Below are 18,525 nucleotides of genomic sequence, written 5' to 3'. Positions count from 1 at the left end.
TTAGTATACCCTTAGATTAAATTTCTCTAGTATATTCCTTTAACCAATCACACTCTTCTTTAGTTAAGAAAGGTGACACTTTATCATAAACTAATTTATGATAGTTATTTAAGTAATCTCTTTCTTCTCTATTTAACTCATTTACATCTATTGCATCTATGTCTATTGGTGCAAATGTCACAACTTCAAATTCCATGAATTGCCCATATTCATTTTTCTCTGCTTTTTTTGTTATAAGTTCATTTTCTATTCTTATTCCATGAGAACCTTCTATATATATACCTGGTTCATTAGTTGTTACCATTCCTTCTTCAAGAGTTGCTGTTTCTAATCTTTGAGGAACTATTCTCCATCTAAACCCATTAGGTGATTCATGTATTGTTCCTAAAAATCCTACCCCATGTCCTGTACCACATTTATAATCTATTCCTAAATTCCACATTGGTCTTCTTGCTAATATATCTAAATTATATCCTTTAACTCCATATAAGAATTTTGCCATTGATAAATTTATCATACCTCTAACTACAGCTGTAAAATGTTTTTTTAACTCATCACTAATTTCTCCTAACGCTATAGTTCTAGTTATATCTGTTGTACCATCAAAATATTGCCCACCTGAGTCTATTAAAAATAAATCACTTGGTTCTAACTTATAATCTGTTTCAGGTGTCGCACTATAGTGCATCATAGCAGCATGTTCTTTATATCCTGCTATCGTAGCAAAACTTGGTTCTATAAATCCATCTTGTTCACGTCTTAAACTTTCTAATTTTTCAGCTGCACTTATTTCAGATATCTCTACTTTACCTACACTATTTTTTAACCAATACATAAACTTAGTAAAAGCTATCCCATCTTTTAAGTGGCTGTTTCTTATATTTTCTAGTTCAATACTATTTTTTACTGCTTTAAAGTTCATAGTTGGATTAAGTCCATTTATCTTTTTAACTTCATTTGGTAAATTATTATATATTGAATAGTTAACCTTTTCATCATCTAATAATACATTTTCTTTTTCATCTATAGTTTTAACAAATTCATATATATCATTGTAAGGCTTTATTATAACATTCTCTTTATTTAACTCACTTATTATTTCGTCATTTAATTTATTATCATCTATAAATAAATAAACTTTATCCATAGTTATTAATGAATACGAAAGAACAACTGGAGTATATTTAACATCTCTTCCTCTTATATTGAATAACCAAGCTATATCATCAAGAGTTGTTATAATATGAGTTGTAGCACCTTTAATCTTCATTTCATTTCTAAGTCTTATAAGTTTTGAACTAAATGTTTCTCCTGCATATTTTTCATCTAGTAAAAAAGCTTTTTCTGTTGATAGTAATGGTCTATATTCCCAAACTTTATCAACTAAATCATATTCATATTTTATATTTATGTTTTTATCTTTTAAAGCTTCTTGTAGTGCTTTTCCTTCATTTGCAGATATTAACCTACCATCAAATCCTAAGGTAGAGTTATTAGCCATTTTATCACATAAATATTCTTTTGTAGTAGGTACCCCTTCTTCTCCCATTTTAAATAGCTTAATACCTGTGTTTTTTAATTGATTTTCAGCTTGTATAAAATATCTTCCATCCGTCCAAAGTCCTGCTTCTTCCATAGTTACTAGTAAAGTTCCTGCAGAACCTGTAAATCCTGATATATAAGCTCTAGATTTAAAATACTCTCCTACATATTCACTTTGGTGACTATCTGAAGATGGTATTATATATGCATCTATACCATATTCTTTCATACAATTTCTTAATTTCTCCAAATTTCCCCTTAACATAATAAGCCCCCTTATTATTCTACATAATCTTTTTACACTTTTTATTCAATTATATCTTATCATTTCATGAGATCGTTTTCAATATATTCGTATTATTTTTCTTATTTTTTAAAATTTTTATTAAATAGAGAAAATTTACTTGATTTTTTTGTTATTGTTCAAGAGATTTTATAATAAATCAAATAAAAAATAGGTATATAATTTATACAAATTATATACCTATTTAAATTAAATATTTTATGTTATATCTCTCTAGTATATTCTTTTAACCATTCTTTTTCTTCAATAGTTAAGAATGGTGATATTTTATCATAAACCAACTTATGATAACAATTTAAATATTCTCTTTCTTCTCTATTCATTTCTTTCACATCTATAATATCTAAATCTATTGGAGCCAATGTAACAACTTCAAATTCCATAAATTGACCATATTCATTTTTCTCTGCTTTTCTAACAAATAATTCATTTTCCACTCTTATACCATGAGAACCTTCTATGTATATACCTGGTTCATTAGTTGTTACCATTCCTTCTTCAAGTACTGCACTATCAAATCTTTCAGGAACTATTCTCCATCTAAATCCATTTGGAGCTTCATGGACATTTAATAAAAATCCTATACCATGACCTGTTCCACACTTATAATCTATTCCCATATTCCACATCGGTCTTCTTGCTAATATATCTAAGTTATATCCTCTTACCCCATGTAAAAACTTAGCCATTGATAAGTTTATCATACCTCTAACTACAGCTGTAAAATGTTTTTTAAGTTCATCATTAACTTCACCTAATGCCATAGTTCTAGTTATATCTGTAGTTCCATCATAATACTGTCCACCTGAATCTATTAAGAATAAATCTCTTGGTTCTAATTTATAATCTGTTTCAGGTGTTGCACTATAGTGCATCATAGCAGCATGTTCTCTATATCCTGCTATAGTTCCAAAGCTTGGTTCTATAAATCCATCTTGTTCTCTTCTTAAATCTTCTAATTTCTTAGATGCGCTTAACTCAGATATTTCTATCTTACCAACATTATTTTTTAACCAGTACATAAACTTAGTAAAAGCTACACCATCTTTTATATGACTGTTTCTTATATTTTCTAACTCAACCTTATTTTTTTGAGCTTTCATAAACATAGTTGGGTTAAATTCATCTACTTTAATAACTTCATTAGGTATGTTATTTAATATAGCATAGTTTATTTTTGTTGAATCTAATAGTATCTTTTCATCTTTGTCTAAAGTTTTTATAAATTCATAAATATCATTATATGGTTTTATGCATACATCTTCTTTATTTAATTCATTTAATATTTCTTCATTTAACTTAGTTTCATCTACAAATAAATAGACTTTATCTAAAGTTATTAATGCATAAGATAAAACTACTGGATTGAATTTAACATCTCCACCTCTTATGTTAAATAACCAAGCTATATCATCAAGAGTTGTTATAACATGAGCTGTTACATTTTTCTCTCTCATGGCATTTCTAAGTCTTTCTAATTTTGAGCTAAATGTTTCTCCTGCAAATTTTACATCTAGTAAAAATGCTTTTTCAGTTGATAGAGAAGGTCTATCTTCCCATACCTTTCCAACTAAATCATATTCATAAACTATTTTTATATTTTTTTGTGCTAATTTATCTTCTAAATTTGAACCTTCTTTTGCACAGATAACTCTACCATCAAAACCTAATACTCCACCTTCTTTTATATTGTTATATAAGTATTCATCAGTAGTGGGTACCCCTTCTTCTCCCATCTTAAATAACTTTATAGTACTTCCTTTTAATTCATTTTCTGCTTGTATAAAGTATCTTCCATCAGTCCATAGACCTGCTTCTTCCATAGTTACTACTACAGTACCTGCAGAACCTGTAAATCCTGATATAAATTCTCTGCATTTAAAGTAATCTCCAACATACTCACTTTGATGATTGTCTGAAGATGGTATTATATATGCATCTATATTTTTTTCATTCATATACTTTCTAAGCATGGATAATCTTTCTTTTATCATAATAAATCCTCCCCAATTATATTTGATATTTTTAAATGGAATTAAATATTTCTTAAGTTGTATCTAACAATTTGTTATTTATTTGTTTGTATAAATTTTACCACTTTGAGATATCGTTTTCAACAAATTCCAAACTAATTTTTTAATATATATAATTTTTTTATTTATAGTGAAATTTAATTGTCAAAAAGATATAATAGTATAAATATATTTGAAAGGATTGAAATTTTGGATGATTATATAATAAAAAAAGCAAAATCTGAAGATATTGAAAAAATAATAAATTTAATATATTCTACAGAACCTAATCCTACTTATGAATGGGGATATGGTAGTGAAATTGAACAAAAAGAAAAATTAAAAAAGCTCTTAAACTTAAATAATTGTAGATTTAAATTAGATAATATATTGGTTTGTAAATATAATAATGAGTTTTGTGGTATATTACTTTCTTTAGGAGGAAAGCGTATAAAAAAAGAAACACTTATAGCAGATTTACAGTTAATTCAATATGAAAAATCTATATGCCATAAAATCTTATTTACTTTTAATACTTTTTTATATTTATTCTATAAAGAATGTTCACAAAATGATTATTATATATCTAATATAGCTTTACTAAAAAAATTTAGAGGTATTGGATTGTCTGAAAAATTATTAAATACTGCTTATAAATTAGCAAAAGAAGAAGGCTATAATAGAATTTGTCTTCATGCTAATAATGATAAGCTTGTTAACTATTATAAAACCTTAGGATTTTCATTAATTAATTCTAAAACAAAAAAAATGACTAAAGATTTATTATAATCTTTAGTCATTTTTTAATTATTTAATATCAATTTTATTTATATTCTATAATTCCTTTTTCCAAATTATATATATGTTTAAAACCTTCCATTTCAAGTAAATTACACGCAATTATACTTCTATGGCCACTTCTGCAATAAATTATAACACTTTTATCTTTGTAATCTATAATCTCATCTATATCCTGCATCAAGTTTTGTAGAGGTATATTTATAGCTCCATCTATATTTTTTTCATCAAATTCTTCTTTTGTTCTTATATCTATTAATAACGTATCTTTCTCATTTATCATTTCTTTTAATTTTTCATTATCTATATTTATATAATTCATAATTTTCCTCCATAATGTATATAATTTTTATATACCCATAAATTAATTTAATAAAACTAAAAAGAGTAGTAATAATTACTACTCCTTAAATTTCAAGTTAAATCCCATTCTGTCTGTTCCTATTATAGTATTTTCAAATATATCTGTAGCATTATCAATATAGATATTAGGATCTTTTATTATAGGACTAAAATGAGTTAATACTAAAGTTTCTACATTTGCATTTTTTGCAATATTAGCGCTTTCCCTAAAAATCATATGCTTATTTTTAATAGCTTTTTCTATATCATTATCATCTCCATACATTCCTTCACATATTAATAAATCACTATTATCAACAAATTTTATAATATCATCATTAGGTCTTGTATCTGTTACAAAACTTATTTTTATACCCTTTCTAGGCTGTCCCATTACCATATCTTTTGTATATAATTTGCCATCTAATTTTATATCTCTACCATTTTGAAGTTTACTCCAAAGAATTTTAGGTACATCATTTGAAATAGCTTTATTTATATCAAATTTAGCTTTTCTTTTTATATAAAAACTATAAGCTATGCATGGTGATGAATGATCTACTTCTACAGTAGATATTATTATATCTTTACTTATATAATTATTATTTACTATTATGTCTTCTTTAGGTGCTTCTATAATTTTTATTTCATATGGAAGTTCTTTTACTATAACTCTAAAGACTTCTACAGCTTCTTTTATTCCAACTGGACCTATTATAGTTAATGGTTCTAACCTTCCACTATTACCTATAGTTGATAATATACCAGGAAGTCCTATTATATGATCTCCATGTATATGAGTTATACATATATAGTCTATTGACTTAAATCCAGAGTTCGCTATTTTCATAGAAACTTGAGTACCCTCACCACAGTCTATAAGTATTTTTCTTCCTCTGTAATTTATAAGTAGTGATGAAAGATATCTATCAGGAATTGGCATACCTCCACCACATCCTAATAATTTTATATCTATCATAATATATCGCCTCTTTAATATTTTAATTTATGCTATAATATTTTTATTGCTATCACTATAGTATGCATTTTTTACTATGTGATGATAATTTGCTAATGTCTGATTTTTATATGGATTAATCCATATAGATGCTAATTTAAATGTAAATATATCTAATATTAACCAAGGTATAAAACTCAAAGTCAAAATAATATACTCTCCTAATCTTCCTCTCATCATAAGCATACTGTCTCGTAAAACTTCAGTTCCTTTTAATTCTTCATTACATACCATTATATAATATATTTGAGAAAGATAAGTTTGTAATATAAATGATGGTATAAATATTATAATAGCCATTATTATTGGAATTAATGCTTGATTTGGCTTAATTATCATAATTATAGTAGTAGTTAAAGTTACTAAAGATGAAGTCATTAAATATGTTATAAAAGTTCTAACTATATATACTATACCTTGGCGAAATAATTTAACTTTATAACCATAAAATAAATCTAATATGCCTACATTACGTCCTTCTATAGTACAGTTGTAGTGAATATATGCTATACCTAGAAATAATGGTTGAACTATTGTCATCATTATAAACTTTGTAATAGAATTTAATTCATTATTAGATATTAGTTGTATTATAGGTATAATCATTGTAAGTATACTAAATATTAAGTTCGAAAATATTAATATACTAGTTTTACCTTTCATCTGTGATTTTGCCAAGTTTTTTAGTTTAGCTGTCTCCAAAACCTTTTCCTCCCCTGTAAAATATATTGTCCTTATAATTTTAGTGTGTATTTAAATTATATTATATATTTTACTTTTTATCTACTTATCTTTTTTTAAATTGTTATTTTTTTACAAATAGTCAAAATTTTTTCACTTAAAGTACATTTTAAAATTATTTTATCTATATCGAATTAAAATTATTTTCTCCCTTACTTATAGAGAATATTCTAAATTTTTACTAATATACTATTAATAACTTGTTTTTCAAACCAATAAAACGAGGTGAGGTTTTAATGAAAGATTTAACAGTTGGAAGTGAAAGTAAATGCATATTTAACTTTGCACTCCCCATGCTAATTGGTAGTTTATTTCAACAACTTTATAACACTGCTGACAGCGTAATTGTAGGAAGGTTTGTTGGTAAAGATGCAATGGCTGCCGTATCTGGTGCAAATCCTATAATGTTTTTATTAACTTCATTTTTAATGGGTATAACATTGGGATTTTCCATATTAATATCACAATATTATGGATCTAAAAATATTTCCAAAGTTAAAGCCACCATAGATACAACCTATATATTTATATTTATAGCTTCATTTTTTATAACTTTAATAGGAGTTTGTTTTAGCGAAAATATTCTTAAAATCATGAACACACCTAATGAAATATTTGAATTATCTAAAGGATATTTAATAATAATCTTTGCAGGTACTTTGTTTTCTACTGGATACAATTCTGTTTGTGCAATATTAAGGGGTCTTGGAGATTCTACAAATCCTTTATATTTTCTTATAATATCCACTATTTTAAATATAATTTTAGATATAGTTTTTATAATATATTTTAACTTGGGTGTAAATGGAGTTGCATTAGCTACCATAATTGCTCAAGCAGTAGCTTTTATATTTAGTGTTGTCTATCTTAATAAAAACCATGATGTTTTAAAAATAAAAATTAAAAATTTAAAGTATGATTCTGAAATTTTTAAAACTGGACTAAAACTTGGATTACCTTCAGCAATTCAACAAACACTTTTCTCTGTAGGTAATATAACACTACAATCATTAGTTAATAGCTATGGAACTGCTGCTATGGCTGCATTTGGTGCAGGATCTAAAATAGAAACATTTATATCACTTCCTATAATGAATTTAGGTAGTGCAGTATCTACTTTCGTTGCACAAAATATGGGAGCTGGAAAAGTTGAAAGAGTAAAAAAAGGTGTTAAATCTTCAATTATTATGGCTTTGTCTATATCAATATTAGTTATAGTAATATTTTTCTTATTTAAAGAAAATTTAATAAAACTTTTTAATAAAGATTTAGAAGTTGTTGCTATCGGATCTAGATACTTACTTACTATAGGACCATTTTTCGTTTTTATAGGAACTTCATTTATGTTAACTAGTGCTATACGTGGTGCTGGTGCCTCAATATTTGCTATGATAAGTTCTATGATTTCTCTGTGGATAGCCAGAATACCTGCTTCATATTTACTAGCTTCTTTTTATGGAGTAAATGGAATATGGATGGGTATACCTATAGGTTGGTTCGTTGGATTGATAGTTACTGGTATTTATTACAAAAAAGGATATTGGAAAAACAAGGCGGTTGTTAGTATTAATGATAAAGTTGATATTTCGCATAATAAAATTCTAGAAACTGAATTTGCTTCAACTAAATCTGATTAATTTTTAATACTATTTTTAAATATAAATATCTCTTAATTTTAAATTAAGAGATATTTATATTTTCTATATGTATATTTTCTTCTCACTATAATAAGTATATATCAATCAATTTTATTTATATATTAAAATTTGTCAGCTTTTATTTCGAAAAATGCTTTTGGATGAGCACATACTGGACATACGTCTAAAGCTTCATTTCCTTTATGTATATATCCACAGTTTTGACATCTCCACTCTACTACTTCTTCTTTTTTTAAAAATTTATCAGCTTGTAAAGTTTCAAGTAATTCACTATATCTTTCTTGGTGGTACTTTTCTATAGCTCCAACTTCTCTTAATAAAAATGCTATATGATCAAAACCTTCTTCTTCAGCTTCTTTTGCAAACTTTTCATACATAGTTGTCCATTCATAATGTTCGCCAGCCGCTGCATCTTTTAAATTTTCTTCTGTTGTTCCAATCCCATCATGAAGTAATTTAAACCACATTTTAGCATGTGCCATTTCATTATGTGCAGTTTCTTCAAAGAAATCAGCTATTTTATTATAACCTTCTTTTCTAGCTTTTAAAGCGTAGTAAGTATATTTATTTCTAGCTTCGGACTCTCCTGCAAATGCATTCATTAGGTTTACTTCTGTTTTTGTTCCCTTTATGTCCATACTAATCCTCCAAATATTAAAGATATTTATTGGGCAGTGCTTTTTTATCCCTATATATACGGTATTATATACTATCAAATATACCCCGTCAATATAGTAAGCTTTCTTACTACATTATTGTTATTTTCTGTATTTTATGTTTATTTTTGAATATCGAAAAATAAAATCTATTTTAAATAATCAAACAAATTTTATAATTCGAAAAAATCCTCTCCAAATAAAGCAAAACTTTGTAAAGTCATAAATGCTTTAATGTCTATTTTTATATCTTCATTAATTAATTTTTTTGCTTCCTCTTTATTAACTAACATAGGTGTTATATCTTCATCTTCTTCAAGGTATTTAGTACTTAATTCACCTTCACAAGTGCAATAAACTAAACTTGCGCTTTCTTCCGTCATACCAGGAGATAAGTACAGTTGTTTATTACCCAATTTTTTATTAATTTCTAAAACTTTAAGACCAGTTTCTTCTTTTAATTCTCTTTTTACTGCTAATTCTGCTTTTTCATTATTATCAACTAAACCTGCAGGAAGCTCATAAACATAATCATTTAAAGGTACTCTAAATTGTTTAACTAACACTAGACTTTTGCTTTCTTTATGAAAAGCAGCTATCACAACAGCATCTATTTCATCTTTCTTGTTATTAAAATATTTGTCAGATAAAATATCATATCCTTTTCTAGAAGCTATCATCCAATGTTTTTCATTTCCTATCTTATTTTCATATCTTGCATCATAAATACTTAAAAACTTAGTTTGTGCAAGTGGTTTTAGATCTTTGATTTTATTATCTTTCATAATATCAACCTCTTTAAGTATTAATTTACCTATAATTATATATGTTTATTTTTTAAAGTAAACTGCATTTTTAGGATTTATTGTTATTTTTACATCTTCTCCTACTTCATATAAACTATTATTAGAACTTATTTTTATTAAAGTATCATTAATAGAAACATCATAATAAGTGATATCTCCTGCATATACTTTTTTTAATACCTTAGCTTCTAATCCTTCTATATGATTAAAGTTGTGTATATTAATATCTTCTTTTGATATCATGAACTCTATATTTTTCTCATTTTCATTATTATTTAAATCTATACTTATTAAATCGGATTTATATATTCCATCAATTATATTTCCATTTATATAATTTCTTTGGCCAAATATATTTGCAACTTCTTTTGATATTGGTTTTTCATATAAATTTTTAGGTGTATCAAATTGTGCTATTTCTCCATTTATCATAACAGCTATCTTATCACTCATCATTAAAGCTTCTTCTTTATCATGAGTAACCAATATAGTAGTTATATTTAAACTTTTTTGTAGGTTTAATACAAATTCTCTCATTTCGCTTCTTAAATTTATATCTAAACTCGAAAAAGGTTCATCAAGCAATAATATCTTAGGATTTACAGCTAATGTTCTAGCAATGGCAACCCTTTGTTTTTGTCCCCCTGAAAGTTGACTTGGATATTTTTTTTCAAAATCTTCTAATTTAACTAAATTTAAAAGTTCTTTAACTTTATTTTTTCTAGTATTTTTATTTATTTTTTTTATTTTAAGACCAAACTCTATATTCTCAAACACATTCATATGTGGAAATAATGAATAGTCTTGAAATACTATTACTGCTTCCCTATTTTGAGTTTTTGTATTTAAAACTGATTTTTCATCAAATAATATATCTCCACTATCAGGATTTACAAGTCCTGCTATTAACTTTAAAGTTGTACTCTTTCCGCATCCTGATTTCCCTAAAAGTGTTACAAATTCTCCTTGATTTATATCAATATTTATATTTTTAAGTATCTCTATATTATTAAAACTCTTCGTCAAGTTAACAATTTTAACTGATGACATTTTTTTTCTCCTTATCTTTTAAGTAATAACTCTCTAGTGATTTTTCCATCAATACAACTATAACCAAACTTATTATAATAAACACTATACTATATAGAGATGATAGTGTTCTATCTCCACTTTGAATATATGGAAACATTACTAGTGGATAAGTTATTACACTACCTCCACCTATTATTAATGTTAAAAAATACTGACTAAAAGAAATAATAAAACACATACTAGATGCTCCTATTATTCCAGGTAATATTAAAGGAAATGTTACATGCCTTAATATATCTACCTTATTAGCTCCTAGCATACTTGCTTGTATTTCATATTTGTTTCCTATTATTTTATATACATCAGTTATTATCGTTATTCCATACGGTAAGCATGGTAATATATTTATAATTATAACCCCAAATACAGTGTTTGCCATGCCAAGTCTTATAAAGGTTAATTGTATTCCCATAGCTACAGCTATCATAGGAATTATTATTGGAGATAAAATCAATAATTCAACTAATTTTTTCCCTCTAAACTCATATAATGCTATAGCTTTAGCTGCTGGTATACTTATTATTATAGTCAATACTACTACTGCTAACGATATTAATAAGCTATTTAATAATATCTTTATATTTTCAAAGCTTAATATATATTCAAATCCTCTTATAGAAAAGTTAACAGGTATAATTTCAGGAAATACCCAAGAAGATGTTATCGCCCATATAAAAAGTATCGAAAGTGGTAGTATTAATGATAATAAAATGATATTTGTTATTAATCTTCTTAAATTTTTATTCATAACTTCACCTATGATTTGTATTTATATAATTTTTTGAATATATAATCATAAATAATTAAAAGTACAAAACTTATGCTAGCTAATATAGTATTCATAGCCATAGCTATTGGTCTTTGATTTAAGTCCAAACTAATATAGCTTATATATGCATTAACTGGAAGTGCTTTCGGATTTGTTGCTCCTATCAAATAGGGTACTTCAAAAGATCCAAAAGAAAATGCAAATATTATTATAAATGATGAAAGTATAGTAGGCATTATCTGAGGAAGTATTATAAATCTAAATGTTTGATATTTATTTGATCCTAAATTTTTTGATACTTCTTCTAATTTATTATCTATACTTTTTAAAATGTTAAACGTTGTCATAGCAATAAATGGTATACCTTTATATATATACACAAGCATTATACCTATTCCATTTTTATCATTTACCAAGCTTATAAATTCACTAGAGTCTTTTATTATATTCAAATTATATAATACTCTAGACAATATACCAGTTTTTGAAAATATAGCAAAAATTAATAGTACCACTACTATGTGTGGCACTATTATTGGTAAATTTAATAAAAAATATCTAAATTTTGAGAATCTATCTTTAGACATGAAATAAGCTAACACTACACCTGCAATAACAGCTATTATAGAAGATATTAAAGATGTCTTTAAACTTAAAAATAAAGAATCTAAAAACTGCTTATTATTTAGTATAGTTTTATAATAATTTAATGTTATATCTTCTAATCCTATTTGTGGAAAATATCCTAAACTTTGAGATATACAAGTCATTATTCCTATACCCATTATGAAAATCATTAATAAAGTTGCAGGTGCTATAAGTAAATATGGCTTTAACTTATTCATTCTTATTAGCTACCTCATCCATCCAAATTTTCTCTATTATAGGAACTAAACTAGCTTTTATCTCTGGTACTGGATTTTTAATCTTTACTGGAGCATAAAATTTAGATCTATCTTCACTAGGTACTTTGTTTAAATCTAATATAGTCATATCACCCCAGTTTTTAGGATTACTTTTAGAAGCTTGAGCATCTATACTTGTTAGGTAATTTATCAATACCATAGCTCCTTCTTTATTTTGTGCATTTTCAGGTATAGCTAAGAAATGAGTATTAGATATATTCCCTTTATCAAAGTTTATAAATTCACTAGTTTTGCTAAATTCACCTGACTTAATTTTACCTGCAACTTCATTAGGTGAATAACTCATAGTAAAGTAAACTTCATTATCTGAATACATATTATTTAATTGTGGTGTATTTGCAGGATAAGTTTTCCCTTTATTCCATAAATAAGGTTTTATTTCATTTAAGTAATCCATAGCAGGCTTTATAACCTCTTTAACTTTAGCTTCATCTTCTGGTAAATTAGCTACTTTTTCATAACCTACTATATCGTAAATTATATTTCTTACAAAAGCACTACCTGTAAAATCTGGAGGTGCAGGATATGTAAATTTACCTGGATTATTAATTATAGCTTCTTTTAAAGAACTAGTATTTACTATATTTGAATTTACTTTAGCTGAATCCTTTACTACAGTAAATGTTGCTTTCCCCCAAGGTGCTTCCATATTATCTACAGGTGTTCCGAAATCCGTAGTTATATCTTTAGAATTTTTATCTACATATTTATCATAATTTACTATTTTTTCTAAAAATGGACCAAATAAAAGTTTATTATCTTTTGCTGTTTTAAAATTTTCTCCATTTAACCAAACTACATCTATAGTTCCTTTAGAATTTTGAGCTTGCTTTTCTGATATTAATTTATTAAGTATAGTATCTATATCCATACCTACTCTTTTAACAGTTATATTATATTTTTCTTTCATATTAGGTACAACATAATTGTCAAACCACTTATTTAAAACTTCATTTCCTCCCCATCCGTAAAAATTAACAGTAGTTCCTTTAGCACTTTGTGCTATTTCTTCATAACTTTTACTTAAAATTGCATCTTCTGATTTTTTACTACTATTGCTGTTATTACATCCTACTAAAAATACAAGTGACATTGTTATTACCAAGGCAATAATTTTTTTCATGTCAATCCTCCTTTGTTGTTTTTATTATAAATAATATAACCTCCCAGCCAAAATTTATTAAGCTAGGAGGTTATATTTTATTTAACTAATTTATAATCATGTTCTTCAACGCCATCTTCAGCATTGTAAACTTTTTTAAATCCGTTCTTTTCTAATATTTTTGCAGCTTTTTCACTCCTATTTCCAGTTTTACAATAAAGTAAAACTGTTTTATCTTTATAGTCATCTAATTTGCTTAAATTATCATTAAACTCATTATAGTCTATATGCATAGCTCTATCAATATGCCCCATATCATACTCATCTTTACTTCTAACATCTACAACTACTATGTCATCCCCACTAGCTAATAAATCTTCTGTCTCTTTAGCATTTATATTTTCATAACCACTAGCTGCTTTGTTTTCTTCATTAGATTTTTCTTTTGAAGAACATCCAACTAGACTACTTATAGTTAAAGCTAGTACAATACCCATAGTAAAGATTTTAGATTTTTTAGTAAATTTCATATATATACTCCCCTTTTATGTCTTTTTACAAATATTTGTAAATTTCTTAATTTCACAATCAATTATACCAAATTTATACAAGCATTTGTATTGAAAATTCCTATATATAACATAACTATTATAGATATATTCTATAATAAATAAAAAAATCCATTAGCCTAAGCTAATGGATTTAATTACATTTTAAAGTTATACTTACTATTTCTGGTTTACAATTAAATCTTATCAATACTTTCGAGCCACCTAAGCCTTTACTTAATATCATTGTAGTATCATTTTTTTCATATTTACCAAAATCATATTTCGGAAAAAATTCTCTATTAGGAGAAAGTACTCCACCTATTAAAGGCAGCCTTATTATACCACCATGTACATGCCCTGACAAAACTAAATCCGCTCCATAATTTTCATAATCATCAAAGAAAAATGGAGTATGCGCAAGCATTAAATTATAATCAGATTTATCTAACTTACCTAAAGAAGTATCTATAAATTCACATCCGAGCCTTTTTTTCCTATTTTTATAATTTTTAAAGAAATAAGGATAATAATCTAAAGGAACTATAAATCCATAAACGTTTATCTTTGAATTACCCTTATTTAAAGTAACCTTCTCATTGTTTAAGTTTATAATAGGTTTTTTATCTAATTCTTTAAAATAATCTTTATATTCATTTTTATATTTTTTAATTAAAGATTTTTGTTCATGATTACCTATTATGTGATAAACCTTATGCTTTTTAGCTAATTCATCAATAAAATTTAAAGCTACATGAAAGTTTTTATTATCACCTTCAACTAAATCTCCAGTTATAACTACTATATCTGGATTTTCATTTTCAATTTTATTTAATAGTTTTTTATTATTTTTACCAAAACTTTTATTGTGAAGATCACTTACTTGAACTATTTTAAAATTATCAAACTCTTTTGGTATTTTACTATTTTTAACTTCATACCTTGTTGTTTCTAAAGTTTCAGTTTCATATTTATAAAGTAAAGCACTTCCTAAAACTATAGTTGAGCCTATCAAAAATTGAGTAAACATACTATTCCCTCTCTAAATTTATATTAAAATGCATTTTCTAATAATTTAAAATACTTTTTTTCTAATGATTTATATAGTGGTACAGCTATTATAGTTATAACTACAAATTGACCAAATCCTACTTGTAACATTGCTAATATAAGTGGCATTCCAACGAATATATTTAACATAGCTCCTATTATAATTGCATTTATAACTGTTGGCCAAAATGATGCTACTAGTAATGCATATTTATTTCCTTTCATTATTTTACTAGTTAAATAAACTGCATATACACTTAAAAATGTTGCAGTTGTTCCAAGTATTATATCTGGAGCTCCATATGGACCTATTATATTAGCTAAAAAACAACCTATAGTAAGTCCCCATATATAATCCTTTCTTATAAACGGAAGTAATACCATAATTTCTGATATTCTAAACTGTATCGGTCCATAACTTATGGCACCTAAAACTAAAGTTAAAGTTGCATATATAGCTGCAACTAATGCTGTAGTAACTATCTTCTTCGTATTTTTAGTCATATATATTCTCCTTATTGTCTTAAAATTTAAAAAACCGTAGAAAAAAACTACGGTTTTACATCAAAATAATAATATAAAATACTACATTTTAAGACTTAACCATAGTTTTATTTAAAGACAGGAGGCTTTCGAACTGTCTTTTTAAGTTTTAAAGTAATTTATATATTATCAAATAATTTTATTTTTTTCAACTAACTATAATTAATTAAAAGTTTCATTTACTTCTTTTAACATTTCTATTATTTTTATGTGCTGAGGACATACAGCTTCACATTTTCCGCATCCTACACATTTAGAAGCATCGCTTTTTTCATTTATTATATACTTATACATATTATTTTTAACATATTCTATTTCATTAAACATACTAGCATTATTTAGTGCTTCAAAGCAACTTGGGATATTTACTCCCATAGGACATGGAAGACAGTATTTACAGGCTGTGCAATTTACTTTTATCTTAGATTTAAAAGCATTTTTTAGATCCATTAAAATCTTTTTTTCATTTTCAGTGATAGAATTTGATTTTCCATGTTCATCACAAATTTTAAGATTTTCTACTACTTGTTCCATGGTAGACATACCACTAAGAACTATTCCTATTTCTTCTTTATCATATAAAAACTTAAATGCCCATTCAGCTGGAGTTTTCTTAGGTTTTGCTTTATCTATTATTTCTTTTATTTCATCTGATAAGTTATTTACTAACTTTCCACCACGAAGAGGCTCCATTATTATAATTCCCATTCCTTTTTTATGAGCATATTCAATTCCTTTTGTCCCTGCTTGATAATCTTCATCTATATAGTTATATTGTATTTGTGTAAAATCCCAATCATATGAATCTACTATTTTTTCAAATACATTATATTTATCATGAAATGAAAAACCTAAATATTTAACTTTTCCACTTCTTTTTATATCATCTAGAAATTCAAATATATTATTTTTAACTAAATTTTGCCAAAGCTTTTCATCTAAAGCATGAATTAAATAAAAATCTATATAATCAGTTTGTAATTTTTCTAATTGTTTATTTAAATAATTATCCATATCCTCTCTTGAAGTTATATTCCAAGATGGTAATTTAGTAGCTAATTTAACTTTTTCTCTATATCCATGTTTTAATATTTTACCTACTACTATTTCACTTTCTCCATTATGATATGGATATGCTGTGTCTATATAATTAAGTCCATTATCAATTGCATATCTAATCATCTTTGTAGTTTCCTCTGCATCAATTTCATTATCTATTTGAGGAAATCTCATACATCCAAATCCTAATATTGATATTTCTTCATTTGTATTTCCAAATTTTCTATACTGCATATCTATCCCCTCCTAAACTTACTATAATTAAATTATATACTAAAATTTTTATTTAGATGTATTAATTATTGTTTGCTGCATTTATATTTTTAATATTTAATAAATTTAATGTAGTATTTTGTTGTATTAAAACTCAATTTATGATATTATTTAATTACATGACCGCTTAAGCAGTAATGCCGATGTGGTCTTTTTTACTAATTATAAATAAAAGGAGTGATATTAAAAATGGACAGTATTCCATTGCGGATATGTTTGTTTGTTAAATCACTTAGTATAACTTAATAATTGCTTAAATACCTTTATTCAATTATATGTTTAAGCAATTATGTAGATAATACTTAAGTGATTGCTTTTAAAACTGAATAAAGGAGTGATCAAATGATAAGATACTACAAAACAATTGACTCTAAATTAGAGAAATTAAAATCATTTGAAAATGGTTGTTGGGTTAATTTAGTTGAACCTACTACATCTGAGATACTTGAAGTGTCTGCTAATCTTAATTTAGATATAGAAAGTATTAAAGCAGCACTTGATGAAGAGGAACGTTCAAGAATTGATATTGAAGATAATCATATATTAATACTTATAGATATTCCAATAGACGAAAGTGATGCTTCATCTGCGCATTACTCTACTATTCCATTAGGTATAATAATTTTAGATAATACCATAGTTACTGTTTGTACAGCTCAAACTAAAATATTAAATGATTTTATAGTAGGGCATGTTAAGAATTTTTTCACTTACAAAAAAACTAGATTTATTCTTCAAATACTTTATAAAAATGCCAGTTATTATCTTCATTATCTTAGAAGAATAAATAAAATGACGATAGCTATAGAAAAAGAAATTTATAAATCTATGAAAAATAAAGAATTAGTTCAACTTTTAGAATTAGAAAAATCCCTTATATATTTTTCTACATCCTTAAAAGCCAATGAACTTGTTCTTAATAAAATGCTTAGAACTGAGTCTATAAAAAAATATTCAGAAGATGAGGATTTACTTGAAGATGTTATTATAGAAAATAAACAGGCCTTAGAAATGGCTACTATATATGGTGACATTTTAAGTAGGATAATGGATGCATTTAGTGCTATAGTTAGTAATAACCAAAATACAGTTATGCAATTTTTAACATCTATTACACTTATAATGTCAATACCAACCATTGTATCAGGTTTTTTTGGTATGAATGTTGAAGGTTTGCCTTTTTCAACTCATCCAAGTGGATTTTGGATAGTCATCGTAATTACATGTGTTATGTGTTTAATACTTACATTTATCATGTCTAGAAATAAATTATTATAGTTTAGTTG

Annotated in this window: 18 protein-coding genes; 3 read left to right on the top strand and 15 right to left on the bottom strand. The window is 25.7% G+C overall.

Annotation, left to right across the window (positions count from 1 at the left end; all coding sequences use genetic code 11):
• Positions 1 to 16 precede the first annotated feature (16 nt).
• Together H8891_RS03745 and H8891_RS03740 are read right to left on the bottom strand one after the other, a co-directional pair.
• Positions 17 to 1,807 (bottom strand): aminopeptidase P family protein, encoded by a 1,791-nt coding sequence (locus tag H8891_RS03745; RefSeq protein ID WP_187005244.1) that lies wholly within the window; start codon positions 1,805 to 1,807, stop codon positions 17 to 19.
• Between the two features lie 242 nt (positions 1,808 to 2,049).
• A complete protein-coding gene (locus H8891_RS03740) occupies positions 2,050 to 3,843 on the bottom strand; it encodes an aminopeptidase P family N-terminal domain-containing protein (RefSeq protein WP_187005956.1) in 1,794 nt (597 codons plus the stop codon).
• 225 nt (positions 3,844 to 4,068) lie between these two features.
• Between H8891_RS03740 and H8891_RS03735 the strand changes: the two genes are divergently transcribed.
• Positions 4,069 to 4,647, top strand: a complete 579-nt coding sequence (locus tag H8891_RS03735; protein ID WP_187005243.1) for a GNAT family N-acetyltransferase — start codon at positions 4,069 to 4,071, stop codon at positions 4,645 to 4,647.
• Positions 4,648 to 4,681: 34 nt separating this feature from the next.
• On the opposite strand, the gene H8891_RS03730 is transcribed toward H8891_RS03735, so the two are convergent.
• The 3 genes from H8891_RS03730 to H8891_RS03720 form a co-directional block, all read right to left on the bottom strand.
• On the bottom strand, positions 4,682 to 4,978 hold the full coding sequence (locus H8891_RS03730) for a rhodanese-like domain-containing protein (protein WP_147544871.1): 297 nt from the start codon (positions 4,976 to 4,978) through the stop codon (positions 4,682 to 4,684).
• Positions 4,979 to 5,056: 78 nt separating this feature from the next.
• The gene (locus H8891_RS03725) at positions 5,057 to 5,977 is read right to left on the bottom strand and encodes a ribonuclease Z (RefSeq protein ID WP_187005242.1); all 921 of its coding nucleotides are present in this window, start codon (positions 5,975 to 5,977) and stop codon (positions 5,057 to 5,059) included.
• Positions 5,978 to 6,004: 27 nt separating this feature from the next.
• On the bottom strand, positions 6,005 to 6,718 hold the full coding sequence (locus H8891_RS03720) for a DUF975 family protein (protein WP_187005241.1): 714 nt from the start codon (positions 6,716 to 6,718) through the stop codon (positions 6,005 to 6,007).
• A 275-nt stretch (positions 6,719 to 6,993) separates the two neighbouring features.
• On the opposite strand from H8891_RS03720, the gene H8891_RS03715 reads away from it, so the two are divergent.
• The gene (locus H8891_RS03715; protein WP_187005240.1) at positions 6,994 to 8,394 is read left to right on the top strand and encodes an MATE family efflux transporter; all 1,401 of its coding nucleotides are present in this window, start codon (positions 6,994 to 6,996) and stop codon (positions 8,392 to 8,394) included.
• A 122-nt stretch (positions 8,395 to 8,516) separates the two neighbouring features.
• Here the strand turns inward: H8891_RS03715 and rbr are convergent, their stop codons facing one another.
• The 10 genes from rbr to H8891_RS03665 all read right to left on the bottom strand — a co-directional run bounded on the left by rbr (position 8,517) and on the right by H8891_RS03665 (position 17,200).
• Complete coding sequence (rbr, locus tag H8891_RS03710; RefSeq protein ID WP_147544880.1) at positions 8,517 to 9,053, bottom strand: rubrerythrin; 537 nt, start codon at positions 9,051 to 9,053, stop codon at positions 8,517 to 8,519.
• Between the two features lie 191 nt (positions 9,054 to 9,244).
• Positions 9,245 to 9,856 carry an NUDIX hydrolase gene (locus tag H8891_RS03705; RefSeq protein WP_147544882.1) on the bottom strand — a complete coding sequence of 204 codons (612 nt, stop codon included), beginning with the start codon at positions 9,854 to 9,856 and terminating at the stop codon, positions 9,245 to 9,247.
• A 45-nt stretch (positions 9,857 to 9,901) separates the two neighbouring features.
• Positions 9,902 to 10,927 (bottom strand): ABC transporter ATP-binding protein, encoded by a 1,026-nt coding sequence (locus H8891_RS03700; RefSeq protein WP_187005239.1) that lies wholly within the window; start codon positions 10,925 to 10,927, stop codon positions 9,902 to 9,904.
• Complete coding sequence (locus H8891_RS03695; RefSeq protein ID WP_187005238.1) at positions 10,914 to 11,717, bottom strand: ABC transporter permease; 804 nt, start codon at positions 11,715 to 11,717, stop codon at positions 10,914 to 10,916. Before H8891_RS03695 ends, H8891_RS03700 begins: the two co-directional genes overlap by 14 nt.
• Before the next feature lie 8 nt (positions 11,718 to 11,725).
• Positions 11,726 to 12,583, bottom strand: a complete 858-nt coding sequence (locus tag H8891_RS03690; protein ID WP_187005237.1) for an ABC transporter permease — start codon at positions 12,581 to 12,583, stop codon at positions 11,726 to 11,728.
• Positions 12,576 to 13,787, bottom strand: a complete 1,212-nt coding sequence (locus H8891_RS03685) for an ABC transporter substrate-binding protein (protein ID WP_187005236.1) — start codon at positions 13,785 to 13,787, stop codon at positions 12,576 to 12,578. Before H8891_RS03685 ends, H8891_RS03690 begins: the two co-directional genes overlap by 8 nt.
• Positions 13,788 to 13,864: 77 nt before the next feature.
• Positions 13,865 to 14,296, bottom strand: coding sequence for a rhodanese-like domain-containing protein (locus H8891_RS03680; protein WP_187005235.1), 432 nt, complete (start codon positions 14,294 to 14,296; stop codon positions 13,865 to 13,867).
• A gap of 172 nt (positions 14,297 to 14,468) precedes the next feature.
• Positions 14,469 to 15,344 carry a metallophosphoesterase gene (locus H8891_RS03675; RefSeq protein WP_187005234.1) on the bottom strand — a complete coding sequence of 292 codons (876 nt, stop codon included), beginning with the start codon at positions 15,342 to 15,344 and terminating at the stop codon, positions 14,469 to 14,471.
• Between the two features lie 23 nt (positions 15,345 to 15,367).
• Positions 15,368 to 15,868, bottom strand: coding sequence for a QueT transporter family protein (locus tag H8891_RS03670; RefSeq protein ID WP_187005233.1), 501 nt, complete (start codon positions 15,866 to 15,868; stop codon positions 15,368 to 15,370).
• Positions 15,869 to 16,069: 201 nt separating this feature from the next.
• Positions 16,070 to 17,200, bottom strand: coding sequence for an aldo/keto reductase (locus H8891_RS03665; RefSeq protein ID WP_187005232.1), 1,131 nt, complete (start codon positions 17,198 to 17,200; stop codon positions 16,070 to 16,072).
• Between the two features lie 381 nt (positions 17,201 to 17,581).
• On the opposite strand from H8891_RS03665, the gene H8891_RS03660 reads away from it, so the two are divergent.
• Positions 17,582 to 18,517, top strand: coding sequence for a magnesium transporter CorA family protein (locus H8891_RS03660; protein ID WP_147544901.1), 936 nt, complete (start codon positions 17,582 to 17,584; stop codon positions 18,515 to 18,517).
• Positions 18,518 to 18,525 lie beyond the last annotated feature (8 nt).

Origin of the sequence: Paeniclostridium hominis (assembly GCF_014306135.1) — a bacterium.
Lineage (GTDB): Bacteria > Bacillota > Clostridia > Peptostreptococcales > Peptostreptococcaceae > Paraclostridium > Paraclostridium hominis.
The sequence above is the reverse complement of the archived record's forward strand: the minus strand, read 5'-3'. Positions and strand labels throughout refer to the sequence as shown.

Coding starts and splice junctions, on each gene's coding strand:
- H8891_RS03680 (WP_187005235.1), bottom strand. CDS start 14,296: ATGAAATTTACTAAAAAATCTAAAATCTTTACTATGGGTATTGTACTA.
- H8891_RS03685 (WP_187005236.1), bottom strand. CDS start 13,787: ATGAAAAAAATTATTGCCTTGGTAATAACAATGTCACTTGTATTTTTA.
- H8891_RS03700 (WP_187005239.1), bottom strand. CDS start 10,927: ATGTCATCAGTTAAAATTGTTAACTTGACGAAGAGTTTTAATAATATA.
- H8891_RS03730 (WP_147544871.1), bottom strand. CDS start 4,978: ATGAATTATATAAATATAGATAATGAAAAATTAAAAGAAATGATAAAT.
- H8891_RS03660 (WP_147544901.1), top strand. CDS start 17,582: ATGATAAGATACTACAAAACAATTGACTCTAAATTAGAGAAATTAAAA.
- rbr (WP_147544880.1), bottom strand. CDS start 9,053: ATGGACATAAAGGGAACAAAAACAGAAGTAAACCTAATGAATGCATTT.
- H8891_RS03665 (WP_187005232.1), bottom strand. CDS start 17,200: ATGCAGTATAGAAAATTTGGAAATACAAATGAAGAAATATCAATATTA.
- H8891_RS03725 (WP_187005242.1), bottom strand. CDS start 5,977: ATGATAGATATAAAATTATTAGGATGTGGTGGAGGTATGCCAATTCCT.
- H8891_RS03675 (WP_187005234.1), bottom strand. CDS start 15,344: ATGTTTACTCAATTTTTGATAGGCTCAACTATAGTTTTAGGAAGTGCT.
- H8891_RS03715 (WP_187005240.1), top strand. CDS start 6,994: ATGAAAGATTTAACAGTTGGAAGTGAAAGTAAATGCATATTTAACTTT.
- H8891_RS03745 (WP_187005244.1), bottom strand. CDS start 1,807: ATGTTAAGGGGAAATTTGGAGAAATTAAGAAATTGTATGAAAGAATAT.
- H8891_RS03690 (WP_187005237.1), bottom strand. CDS start 12,583: ATGAATAAGTTAAAGCCATATTTACTTATAGCACCTGCAACTTTATTA.
- H8891_RS03705 (WP_147544882.1), bottom strand. CDS start 9,856: ATGAAAGATAATAAAATCAAAGATCTAAAACCACTTGCACAAACTAAG.
- H8891_RS03670 (WP_187005233.1), bottom strand. CDS start 15,868: ATGACTAAAAATACGAAGAAGATAGTTACTACAGCATTAGTTGCAGCT.
- H8891_RS03695 (WP_187005238.1), bottom strand. CDS start 11,717: ATGAATAAAAATTTAAGAAGATTAATAACAAATATCATTTTATTATCA.